At 42.0% G+C, this 12,566-nt stretch carries 6 protein-coding genes; 3 read left to right on the top strand and 3 right to left on the bottom strand.

What is annotated here, in order from left to right:
• Positions 1-23: 23 nt before the first annotated feature.
• The 3 genes from ACT5E3_RS02975 to ACT5E3_RS02965 all read left to right on the top strand — a co-directional run bounded on the left by ACT5E3_RS02975 (position 24) and on the right by ACT5E3_RS02965 (position 2,778).
• Positions 24-581, top strand: a complete 558-nt coding sequence (locus ACT5E3_RS02975; protein WP_444994431.1) for a hypothetical protein — start codon at positions 24-26, stop codon at positions 579-581.
• Between the two features lie 152 nt (positions 582-733).
• Positions 734-1,975, top strand: coding sequence for a DDE-type integrase/transposase/recombinase (locus tag ACT5E3_RS02970; RefSeq protein ID WP_444996830.1), 1,242 nt, complete (start codon positions 734-736; stop codon positions 1,973-1,975).
• On the top strand, positions 1,972-2,778 hold the full coding sequence (locus ACT5E3_RS02965; RefSeq protein ID WP_444994433.1) for an ExeA family protein: 807 nt from the start codon (positions 1,972-1,974) through the stop codon (positions 2,776-2,778). Before ACT5E3_RS02970 ends, ACT5E3_RS02965 begins: the two co-directional genes overlap by 4 nt.
• Before the next feature lie 317 nt (positions 2,779-3,095).
• Here the strand turns inward: ACT5E3_RS02965 and tnpA are convergent, their stop codons facing one another.
• The 3 genes from tnpA to ACT5E3_RS02950 all read right to left on the bottom strand — a co-directional run bounded on the left by tnpA (position 3,096) and on the right by ACT5E3_RS02950 (position 12,477).
• Positions 3,096-3,380, bottom strand: coding sequence for an IS66 family insertion sequence element accessory protein TnpA (gene tnpA, locus ACT5E3_RS02960; protein ID WP_444996829.1), 285 nt, complete (start codon positions 3,378-3,380; stop codon positions 3,096-3,098).
• A 539-nt stretch (positions 3,381-3,919) separates the two neighbouring features.
• A complete protein-coding gene (locus ACT5E3_RS02955) occupies positions 3,920-4,384 on the bottom strand; it encodes a hypothetical protein (RefSeq protein ID WP_444996828.1) in 465 nt (154 codons plus the stop codon).
• Positions 4,384-12,477: an FG-GAP-like repeat-containing protein gene (locus ACT5E3_RS02950; RefSeq protein WP_444996827.1), complete on the bottom strand. Its 8,094-nt coding sequence runs from the start codon at positions 12,475-12,477 to the stop codon at positions 4,384-4,386. Before ACT5E3_RS02950 ends, ACT5E3_RS02955 begins: the two co-directional genes overlap by 1 nt.
• Positions 12,478-12,566: the final 89 nt, after the last annotated feature.

The raw sequence follows: 12,566 nt of genomic DNA, 5'->3' as shown, positions 1-12,566 counted from the left end.
TTTTTTACAATCGGTTAATTTTTATGCAGGTGTTTTTTTCTTCACTTTTTGAGCTTGAGTCTTTCTCTCATCGTCTAAAATCTATTCCACAGAGTAATGCCTGTCAGTTTTGCCTTAAAAATTGTGAGTGGGTTTCGCACGGTTACGTTTATAAACAACTGAATTATCAGTTTCGAGCGATTGTTGGTAAGCGTATTTTATGTAGTAATCGAGGTAGCCACTTGGGCTGTGGTCGCACACGGCAGCTTTATCTCGACGTCGTACTTCCTCACAAGCATTATCCGCTGCAAACTCTGCTAGCTTTTGTTATCGCGTTGTTTGACGGTCTGCCTATATCTAAGGCATGGCATGGCGCTGTGGGCCACCATCGAACGGAGCCTCGTCAGGCTTGGCGCTGGCTTAACTCGCTTATGTCAAAGTTGGCGAACATACGGAGCTTGCTGCAAAGAACCTGTCAACCTTGCTCGCCCTTTAACAGTCGACGGCTTGCGTTATTACTACCCACGCTTCAAGCGTTGTTTGCATCTCAACCCCATTTGCAACGCATCCAAAGTCGTTTACAAATGTCATTGTTAGCCTAATCAGTTTTATTGGTTTACCTTTTTATGCGCGTTTATTTGCCGCCTTGATCGACTTCAAGCGAGTCAATCAACACTGCCACAAACTTTGTCACTCGAATCGCTTCGTTGCTTACTTTAGTCTCCTCGCTCCATTTTTTACCGGAGATATTTCTATGTCTGAATATTCTAAAAGACCACCACTTGAGATCCGCCTTAAAGTGCTGGCCGCGGTTGACTACGCACCCGGCAATAGCATTCGTCAACGTGTCCAGGCCGTTAGTTCACAAACCTTTTTTGAGCAAACTTCAGGCAAGCACTATCGCTTTACCTGGCGTACGATTAGTACCTGGTTGTACCGTTATAAAAAAAATGGTGTAACCACGCTTGAGCGAAAAGTTCGCGCCGACAAAAACACTCAGCGTAAAGTCTCTTTATCACAACTTGCTGAAGCGATTAACGAGGTATTACCCTCGCTACGACAAAACAAGGTCGGTCAAATCCCCAAAAGCACCCTCTATCGCTGCTTGCTGGAGCGCAATTATTTCTGTCGTCAACAACTAGCGCCTACAACTTTTTATCGCTTAATTCGCGATAATAACCTGCTGAGCAAAGAGACCGCGGAGAAGCTCCGTGTCGCTTTTGCTATGCAGTACGCCAATGAGCTGTGGCAGGCCGATACCATGCACGGACCGGCCATTTTGCAAGCCAATGGTCAATGGAAAAAAACCTTTCTGATCGCCTTTATCGACGATGCCAGTCGTCTTATTACTCACGCCGAGTTTTTCTACCACGACAACACCGAAAACATGATTGAAGCCTTTAAAAGCGCCTTGTTTAAACGCGGTAAACCAGAGCGACTTTACTTCGATAATGGTTCCAATTACAAGTCGAAGGAAATACTCCAGGCTTGCATCAGGCTCAACATTCGTCTCTCTCACGCTCCCGTTCGCGATGGGGCCGCCAAAGGTAAAATCGAACGCTTTTTTAGAGGGTTTCGTGATCGCTTTTTAGTCGTTAATCATTCGTTTAACTCGCTTGATGAACTCAACCAGAAAACCACAGACTGGATAGAAAGCCGCTATAATAATCAACCTCACCAAGGCATACAAATGAAGCCTCTGGACAGGTTCAACCTTGACCATGCACGCATTCATTACCTACTTGATGATGAATATGCCGACGAAGTCTTTTTTGTTGAAGAAGAGCGCAAGGTCAGCTCGGTCAACATATTTTCAATCCATGCGCAAAAGTTCGAATGCCCTGTCGATTTACGCGGTAAAACGATTCAAGTGCGTTTTGATCGCTCGCACAAAAATCGTTACGTACTCTACTACCAAAACCAACGCATGGGCGACGCCCTGCCACTTAACCTTTACTTTAACGCTAAGCAACCGCGTCAAGGAGTTTCACAATGATCAATGCTATCTTCGGCATTAGCCAAACACCGTTCAAACGTGAAAAACTTAACCTACTACCACAACAACAACGCATTGCCGACATTATTAAAATTCACGCGCAGCAAGGCGGATTTTCGGTAATCCTTGGTGAGCCGGGGGTCGGCAAAACCGTATTGCGAGAGTACATCGAGCGTCTTAACAATGAACGCGAATGCACCGTTGTCTCCTGCTCGCGCACCCTGCATACTTATCGGCAAATTCTCTGGCAACTGGCTGAATCTTTTAAAATTGAAACCAGCGAAAAACAGATTGAAAGCGACTTAATTCAAGCTGCCTTCGCGCAAGTGAGAGAGCGTAAAACCTTATACATTTTGATTGATGAAGCGCACTTACTCGATTTATCGGTGCTAAGAAAATTGCGTTTATTGTTCGAACGCTTTCCTAAAAATCATAACCTGGTGCTACTGGGTCAACCGGAACTATTACACTATCTATCACTCAGCACAAACAAAGACATTAAAAGCCGAATCACCTACTCTGCCAGCATTAAACCGCTTAATGATGAAGATATGGAGCGCTATATCGTCAAAGAATTGGAAAGTGCCAAGCTAGGCGTTAACACTTTCGACGAAGCTGCAATGGCCTTAATTATTCGCTCAAGTGAGGGCAACTTACGGCTCTGTAGAAACCTGTGTCTAGCCAGCCTTATCGAAGCGGCGAGAGAAACAAAAAAGTTGGTGACAATTACTCATGTTAATCACGTCCTCGTGCAACCGCATTGGCGATCGCACGAGGAATTGATCAAGCAGCAAGTCTCTTAATCAGAACTTCCAACGGCACTTTATAATGCTCGCTACGCGAGCATTAGAGCAAATTTTTACCGAGGGCGAAAGCCCTTTTTTTATGCAAAAATTGTTTTAAAAAAGTTATCCACAAAGTGTTCGATGACAATTTGGTACAGCGTACGACAATAGTTTGGCAAAGCTAAAATAGTGTACGACAATAGCGCGGTAAAACTGCTCAAATTTTAGTAAATTGTATGACGTATAATTTAGTAAAAAGTATGATGGTAAAAAAGTAATCTACAGAAGACTTTAAGCTTTTAAAATATCTTCACAAGGTGGGGATAACTAGACGTTCACACAAGCTTCGCTAACCAGTTGGCCTCTACTGAATCGGGTAAACTCAATTGCAGCTCTCCAACTTTCATTTCAATCTGTGTCGGTCTTGACTTGGGACGATTCACTCGGATAAATGACTGAGTACCTTGGAGCCGCTCGGCTTTCCAGTTTAAATCCAGCTTCCGCTTGCTGAAGTATTTGGCACACAATCGATTCTCTCGACAAAAAGCGGCTGCCGTTAAACCACTTTCATCGTGTTGTTTAAATAATGACAACCATTCTTGCTCGCTACGTTTGTTCATCTTAAAGTCTCCTGAATTAAAAAAACTGAAGACTTTAAGCTTTTAAAATATCTTCACAAGGTGGGGATAACTAGACGTTCACAATTATCACCATAAGGTTTAGAAGATTCCGCTTTAACAAAGCAAGAAAAAACTAGCAATATTAAAATCATAATTTTCATCTTTGCAGTTCTCCTTATTGATACCACTTGTAGCCTACCTTCGTTTTATCTACAACATACTCAGAATCACGAGCACCTGTCTTAATATGTTTCACAGATCCTAGCAAAGAACGTATACAAGTGGCCAATTATCAGGTAGATTTGAAGCTGAGAAAATTGAAACCATGTCTATGAATCACAAGTTATGAGAGCTGTAAGGCATCGGTGCACTTTGAACTAGGATCTGGGGTAAGATGGCTATAGGACATAACGTTCCTCCTGATTAATGTTTAGTCTGCAAACCAAACACTAGCAGGCAGGGGCGTTATGTTCTACTTTCATGGTGCACTTGGATATTGGATCTAGGTAGTCACGGCGGACATTCGAACAGGACACCTCTTATTTACTCTTTTTTGTTTTTTGAGTTTTACAACTTTGCTCAGATAATCGAGAAAGAAAAATATCTCCAGAGTTTTCAATTAAATATTCATCCAAAGTGTCCATAATACTTTTTAACTCACTTAAAACATTATTACTTTCATCTTTTAAATATAGAGATATATCAATACAGTTTCTATAAGAGATGTTTTTTATATTTATAAATGAGCTTTCTTTTTTATATATTATACTAAAGTGTTTTTGATTGTTTTTTAATATATCCCTTCGTTCCAATTGCGATAGAAAACCATTTTTCTTTGCGAATTTTCTAATTATCCTGATTGCATGTTCAGCTCGATCAGGATTAATAATAATGCTTTTGGCTACTTGAGGTTCATATTCAGAATAACCGCAAGATTGAGTTATCAGCATCATAAGTGCTATGAAAATTCTTACTACTTTTCTTATAACAGATATATCAATCATTATAAATTCCCTAAAGCTCTATAAAGCTGTTCAAAATGCAGTTTTTTCTTACCTTCTTGGCTTTTATTCAAAATCTGATATCTTATTGAAGCATCTAAACTGTTAAATGCTCCCCTTCCCCCCACGTGGTTCGCAGCCCAACTTATTGAGTTTAATATTGCTTTAGTTGTATAAGTCTTTTGATTAATGTATGGAAAACTCCTTAAAGGCCTATTAATACCTTCGCCTATAGTTCTTATAAATATCCGCCCATCTTCCTCATAAACGCTTCTTGTAATTGTTCCGTTATGAAAAATATGCCCTGGGTATGTATAATTTACTACAGTAAAATTATCTTCATCTACTATATGGCCTACTATCCCTGCCGATAAACCTGCGATCGCAATAACGTTAGTTTTGGTATCATCTGTAACTTTTGAGTCATAACTATTTCTAGGGGCGGGCCTAATAAGCAATTCTTCGTATACCTTTTGGATACTGCACCCGTTATATGAAGTCTCACAAATAGGGTTCTCTAATATGAATTTATGATAAAAAGGATCTTCTTTATCAAAAGAAAATCCATACTGGTTTTTGCCGTCCGGTATTATTTCCTGACTGGGGCTCTTACTTTTCGGACTTCCTCCAGCTACTAAGCTATTAAACCACTCTGTAAGATCCACATCAAGGAAAGAAAAACTGCTGGTATTATCCTGCACATTGGACACTACTCCCTGTTCAGTATTAGTTCCTTCACTAGCCCCATTACCATCTGTTTTATTATTTTGTTCACTAATCAAATTAACACACAAAGGATCATCATGACACTTGCCAAAACTTGATTTTTCAGCCACATACCCAGTCGGGTCAGTATAAGAAAGCGGATTATTCATCACATAGCTATACGGATTATAAGCCTGTGAACTACCCGGCATCGATATAAACGGGTCAACGCTTAAGAAACGGCCTACATGATAATCATACACCCGCCCATTCATATGAATGAGCTCCACATCATCCAGATGCTCATGGTCGGTAAAGCCTCTTGGGGTAATGTCAGAATCTAACTGACCTCCGAGTTGGAGTGCACTGTTAAGGGTATCGCCATGTTTGGTATCATCCGCCATTGCATCTCTGGCTTTACCAAAGGGGTCGAAGTTACGACGTTGCTCAACAGTACCACTGGCATCCACAATCGTATCCATACTGCCTAAGTGGTCTCTGAGTAAATAGTGCCAGCTACTAGTCCCATTCTCAGTTCGGTAAAGCGCATAACCGCCCACATTGGTTCGACTGGTGCTATTGCCACTTTTCTCTTCTAACTCATAGTTACCCGCATAATAGGTTGTGGTGGTCACACTGTTTTTGGTTTTCACCTGTTTATAACGTAAACCATCACTGCCATAACTGAATCCCAGTGAGGCACTATTCGTACTAATGGTCACCGGTTTATTATTCACCCCGTAACTAATGGTTCTGATAGTATCATCGATTAAGTTACCATTATCATCATAGGTATAACTTAAAGTGCTGTTGTCCTTTAAGGTAATACTGCGCACCGCATTCGGTCCAGCGTTACCGCCCAATGATTTTCCAGTATCACCATATTGATAAGCCCCAGCTGACTCACTACTGAAATCACTTTTATACGTCAGGTTGCCCACGGCATCATAACCATAATTAATGGTTTCATGTTGGGTGACCGGCGTGTAGTTATCCCAGGTGCGATTGCTTTGGGTTAAACGATGTAAGTTGTCATACACAAAGCCTTCTTGTTGACCTATCTCCAGGTTTTGCAGGTAGGTTAAGTTGCCATAACCATCATAGGTTTGATACCACAAGTGTTGAATACCCGCCGGAGCCCCACTGCCTAAACAAGTACTCGCATTGGTGGTGGCACAGCGCTCTTTGAGTAAACCTGCCACGGTGTATTCATTAAACTCATTGATGATTTCACCAAACTGTTGCTGAATGATATTGCCTCTGGCATCAAAGTCACTGACTAAACGAATAATCTTATTAGTGCCCACATCTTTGGTTTGTAGCGCCATACCGATAGCATTGTAGGTATGTTGCAGGATTAAACCATCGGGAGAGACTTCTCCTTTCACCCGGCCATAATTTCCATCGTATAGGGTTTGATGAACAAAGTTTTTACTGCCCCCATCAATCAGTGTCTTCACATGCGTCGGACGTTGATAACCATCATAGGTGTAGTGTCGCTCAAAGGCTGTGCCTTTGATTTCTTTTTGTAACATCCCCAAATGATTAGTTGGGTCAAAGAAAAACTCACTGGCCGTTTCCCCTTGCGGTGACGACTTGATGATTCGACCTAATGCATCATAATCAAAGCTGGTGGTTTGACTCTTGGCATCGGTTTGCAGACGTAGCTCACCGAGCGCATTGTAAGCAAATGACCAGGTTCCCATATTCGGGTCGTTCATTTGGGTTTTATGCCCAAAACCATTGTAAATTGCGGTGATGGAATTACCCGCGACATCGTTAACCACAACCGGGTTATTTAATGCATCATAACGGAATTGGGTGAGTTGTCCCTGGGCATCTTGATGATATAACGGAGCGCCCAGAATACTGTTTTGGGTGGCCATCGTAATATCCGCTCCCACTGACACATCCACCTCAACATTCTGTTTTAAACCCTCAAAGCTGTAGGTGACGATATATTCAATGGGGTCTCGCTTCACTTCTTTGGTTCGGGCTCGGCTTAGGGCATCGAAGTTGCTATAGCTAATGGCGCCATAAGTGCCCACAACAGCCCCTTGATAATGGGGTTCAACCACTTTAGTCACTCGGCCTCGGTTGTCATATTCACTCCAGGCGACAATCACCTGTGAGTTCACACTATCCACCGCTTTGTACACTTCACGGCCTAACTTATCAAAATAAACGCGACTTTCAGGCGCGCCTGCTTGACGCGTGGTCACAAAGTACACCGCATTATTTATCCCGCTACACAAGCTGGCATTACACCATTGCATCCCACTGAGTGTGGCCGGTAAGCCTTCCACCTGAGTGGAAATCAGACGCGCAAAGTCATCATAGGTATTGGTGGTTTTCACCCCATTCACATCGCTACTGGTGAGCACCTGTCCGGTGGCACTGTCATAAGTATGGGTGGCTTCCGGCGTACCATCTCCCCACAGGCTATTAAAGGTTTTCGCCACAAAGTAACCATCAGCAGTATATTCAACGGTCTTTGAACGCACGCCCTGGATATCATGGTTGGTGCCGCCATTACTGCTGGTGGTGACGGTCTCCACCTGACCATCCGTCCCATAATCGGTGTTTACCTGTAAATAATAACCGGGGCTATCATTGGTGGTAGTGATGACCGATGTCGGGCGGCGTTCATCCGTGTTATTAACATCATACCCATAGGTTTGAGTCACTGTGACATCTTTGAGTGCACCAATCGGAAAGCCTAAATCATTTTGATAAGCCACCGTCGATTGGGTGGTTTGGCTATCCAGCTGATACCATTGACTGGTATTGTAATTAAATGTCTGCTTCACCACCTTCGACACATCTGCCAAAGCCTTATCACTGCCATCAAACACCGTACTCGTTTTCTCCACCAGTTGGCCATAGGCATTTAAAGTCTGGTCGGTGGTTTGGGTGCTGATGACTGTACCGTCTAAGTCATAACTCACTTGCTCAGAGTGAGCTTGATAAGCCACATAAGTCCCAGCATAAGCGCCAGCCTGAGAAGTCGGCAATGTGTTAGTCACCTCAGCTGTTTTAACCATTGCCAGATTATGTAAAAACTCGCTGGTTTGTTGAGAAACCATACCCGCATAAGGAAATACCTGACGGTAATCGGTGGTGATTTTGGCATAAGCCGTCGTATCAACATTAGTCTCAAATTTATTTTCGATGATTTGACCAAAGCCTTGGAAACCACGACCTTGTTTGTGATAACGCGCTTTTCGATATTGGAATTGGGTTTTACTCTGTCCACCCACACCATTACTCGTCCAATATTCTTTTACTGAAATATGGTTGCTACCAAAGTTCACATAAGGAAAACTAGTACTACTCTCCCCCACTTCATAGAATCCTACTTCCTCGCTTAATGCTTTGTAGATAAATTTATGCTCAACTCCTAATCCAGTAGTAACTGAAGTCAATTTATCGGTTTGGCTACCTAAGTTATAATAAACATAAACACCTGGGGTATAACTCCCTCCCATACTTAATGCAGCCCCTTGAACTGATTTGCTTCGTCCAAGCCGCGTAGCGATATCTTCATAACCATCGCCATCAAAATCACCAACCGAAAAGTCGGTTAAACTACCAATTAAGCTATCCACTTGAGTAAACGTTAATGCTCCATCGGCAGCCACTTGACCTTCCATAACCACCCAGTTAAAAACATAGAAATTTAATATTTCTCGTTGCACTGAAACAGAAACACAGCCACCAGTGCTTGTTTCATTACAAATAGCGGCATAGGCAACACTATTAGGATAAATTAAATCGATAATCCCATCATAGTTGTAATCGATGGTTTGCATATAGTCCATTCGCTCAACTTCTACACCGTTACCTAAATTAAGCTTTTGTGTCGGCAACCCAATGTTACTATGAAGGATACTTTGCCCCCCTCCTTTGCCGAGATAAGCAGCATTTCTTAACAACTGGTCTGATATACCATCTCGATTAATGTCAGTCATTCTGATATTTTGCAATGCCGTTGTCGTTTTAGTGAAACCACTCACAGAATCACCACTGACATTAGTTTGATAGATATCCAATTTTCCAGGACTTATGCCACCGTTCACTCTAACTTGTGTCGCAAATAAGTCCAGATATCCATCACCGTTATAATCACCAACTTGTAAAGGAGCATCATTGTTTGGATTAAAGGTAGTAGCCGACTGTTTTGTAAACTTTAGGTTTCCTTGATTCAAATAAAGAGTAAAGTTAACTGTCATCAAGTTAGTTGGTGTATTTCCATAATCTTGAAAAGGAACTAACAAATCAGGTTTGCCATCTCCATTGGCATCAAATACAACTGGAGTACAGTCCCTAAATAACTCTCCGCCTGGTTCTTGATCTGGATTATCATAATAGTTGTAAGCACAGCGAGTTGTTAATGGAACATCATTTGCGTCTAATAAGTTTGTTGTGGTAAATGAACCATTAACAAGGCGTTCTACGACTATGTTTTCATTGTTTAAGTTAACAATATCGGTTTGGCCATCTAAGTCAATATCTGCGTATTTGCCAACAATATCTAACCGAATATTAAAACTATTTTGCACTCCCCCATAAACAGGTAAGTCAACTTCTGTATCGGTTAAAGATAGCAGTACTTTACTGACAGCTTGACCATTTTTGATATGCTCACCATATTCAAAATCATTAATGCCATCTCCATCAAAATCCCCCGAAGCTTTCACAGTACCTCGATCATAACTATCAAAAGTTGTAACACTGGTTCGTGTAGCAAAACCTCTACTCAAGACACCATACTCAAAATCGGTTGTAGGCAAACAAGTCTCCCCAATACCGAAACAAACTTTAACATCATCCAGCAAACTCACTCTGGCCGGAATTTCATTATTATTGGCATCATATGCCAGCGCATAATTAAAACGATAATCACGCACTAATGCATTACCCACATAAGTTTTAATATGACTTAAACGCTGATTCATTAATCGTGAACCCCCATTACGATAAGTCATTCTTACATCCGGGCGCGCTTCATACTCAAAGCTCACCTGACGGTTACCAGGAGTGGTAGGACTGCCCGTATAGTAAATCGATGTTAATAAAGAATGTCCGACCGATGCACTACTAGAACCGTCAGCATATTCATAATCAATCGCATGCAGACCTAAATGGTCTTGTTTCTGTGCAAGCTTCCAGGTAATGGTGGTACCGTTAGTGGTTCGCACTACCCGGCTATTCGCTTTAGTCCCATAAAAAGATTGATGACCATTGGCATACTCAACCGTAAAACTACTCACGCCCGATAAAGCACCGCTTTGCGTGACTTTAACCTGCGGTTGATTCTCAGGATGATAAACCGTTCCACTAGCCCCATAAGTATTATTCGCCTCCGCCATTAAACGGGTGCCGTCTAAACACAGCTTATCACTATCATCATCCATCACACTGCGACTGCTTTGGTCGATATCATACAAGTGGGCGCAACGTCTAATGGCAGAGCCAGCACTTAAAGACCAACCTTTACCTAATAAACCATTACCGCCATCACTGGAATAACTGATACTCACACTCGGTTGCATGCCCGCTCGACCCGGCGGTAAAACAATCGGCAGTGATGCATTCACCGCCCCGCCATTCACACTCACCGAGGGATTTAAATGGCCAACGTTTTCGTTGGTTGGGGCTGCCACCGAAACCAAATCGACATCTGGTATCAAAAACTCAATCGCATTTCCCACACCCACTTCACGCTCACCCGCATTATTCACCGAAGAGACAGCAAAAGATTGCTTACTTGAATCTAAAGGAGGATAAATAACCAAGTCACTATTACCATCTTGGTTATAGTCATTAAACACAACTTGATATTCAGCATCTAACACCGCACCAGCAGCATTAAACTCCGCCGCACTAATCTTCATCAACCAATAGCTATCACCCTCTTTTTTCAATCGGTAATAACCACTACCATCTTTGGCTTTTAAATAAACTTCGCCATTAGCCGCAATATAAACATCATAATCTTTCGTTTCATCAATAGTGAAAGCTTCTAAAACATCTAACTGAAACGACAGACTAACCGGAACCGTATAACCTTTGTTTTCAGTTAACGTCATGGTAATCACATGACTTTCATTACCACTGCTTAAAGGCACTGTTTGATTCACAATACCATTGCTACTGTTAACCGACATCCAACTCGGATGGCCCGATAAAGCAAAGGTTAAGCTCGCTGTAGAAGAGGTTGAAGTTGGCTCAAAATAATAAGTTTGCCCTTTATAGACATAACGAACACTGTCACCACTAATCGTTGGTTTGGTCACTTCGGTTTGTAAATTAGTCACCACACCGCTTGAGTTGGTTTCTGCAACATTGTTTTCTGAACCATTAATCAAGTTAACCAGATTAATGTTGCCATTTTGAATGGAGGCCGTATAACTTTGTGCTGACCAGTCAATGTTTAAAAAGCCGCTTTGAATCGTTTGAATTAAAGCGCCTGTGTTACTCAAAATGTGAGAAGCTCGACCATTCGACTTCGCTTGCAAAAAGATTTCATCATAACCATCACCAGTTAAATCCCCCACATGCACCACATAATCAGCCGGGTTAGCATCAAACTCAAATTCACTATGACTCGCCTGGTTTGAACCATCCCAAGAAACGATTGCATTATTGACTTCAGGGAAGGTGACTATTGGTGTGATAATATCACCGTGCAATAAAATAATCGTTTTATGACCTAATAACAGTAACTCATCGCCTGGGTTTGAATTAAAGTTGCCAGAAAAAGCCGCATAACTCGCTTCGCTCCAATCACTAATGGCTGCAATTTGAGGGTGGGTAGTCGTCCAGGCTTTATGAATTGTTGAGTCTAAATAAGCATTAGCAACCACCGGCATAATCCCACCAATAGTGTCCGCAACCTTTGGTTGATAATAGGTATCCCATTCTCCATTACCATCAAAGTCACCAACGACACTATTGTGGGTACTTGCTGAATGGGTAAATAAAGGCGTGTAATCCTCATACACCCCCACCAAATTACCACTAAAACTTGAACTGCTAGTATTTTCTACACCACCCACAAAGTAAGCATGTTCCCCAGCCGTTACAGTTAAAGTAAAGTTTGCAGCTGGAGGAGTCGCCGCAACTTGGCTTCCTTGATAATAAAAAACCCGTCCGTCAGTTTGCGTTCCAGAAGTGTTATAGACTCGATAAGTGGATAAATTAACCCCAATATCACAACTAGTTTGTCCTTGGTTTTGTAAAATGGTGCATTGGCGGGAAGGTTCTGAAAAAGTCAGGCTAGTATAAAAACTCTCATCATCTGGTGCCATTGCTAATGCAGAGGTCACCACCACCGATGACAACAAACCCATTGCAAATCCTAAATGCTTTTTAACTACGTTTGTCATAAACTTTTCCTACTTTCCCAAAATCCTGATAATTGAATTCGATTGTTATTTGAACCACACTCAAAATTAGTCGCGACTAAAATGATAGA

The sequence above is a fragment of the Aliikangiella litoralis genome (genome assembly GCF_052495765.1).
The sequence above is the reverse complement of the archived record's forward strand: the minus strand, read 5'-3'. Positions and strand labels throughout refer to the sequence as shown.

What these genes read in the sequence shown, in the direction of transcription:
- ACT5E3_RS02975 (WP_444994431.1), top strand. Translation starts at nt 24, where the DNA reads ATGCAGGTGTTTTTTTCTTCACTTTTTGAGCTTGAGTCTTTCTCTCAT.
- ACT5E3_RS02970 (WP_444996830.1), top strand. Translation starts at nt 734, where the DNA reads ATGTCTGAATATTCTAAAAGACCACCACTTGAGATCCGCCTTAAAGTG.
- ACT5E3_RS02965 (WP_444994433.1), top strand. Translation starts at nt 1,972, where the DNA reads ATGATCAATGCTATCTTCGGCATTAGCCAAACACCGTTCAAACGTGAA.
- tnpA (WP_444996829.1), bottom strand. Translation starts at nt 3,380, where the DNA reads ATGAACAAACGTAGCGAGCAAGAATGGTTGTCATTATTTAAACAACAC.
- ACT5E3_RS02955 (WP_444996828.1), bottom strand. Translation starts at nt 4,384, where the DNA reads ATGATTGATATATCTGTTATAAGAAAAGTAGTAAGAATTTTCATAGCA.
- ACT5E3_RS02950 (WP_444996827.1), bottom strand. Translation starts at nt 12,477, where the DNA reads ATGACAAACGTAGTTAAAAAGCATTTAGGATTTGCAATGGGTTTGTTG.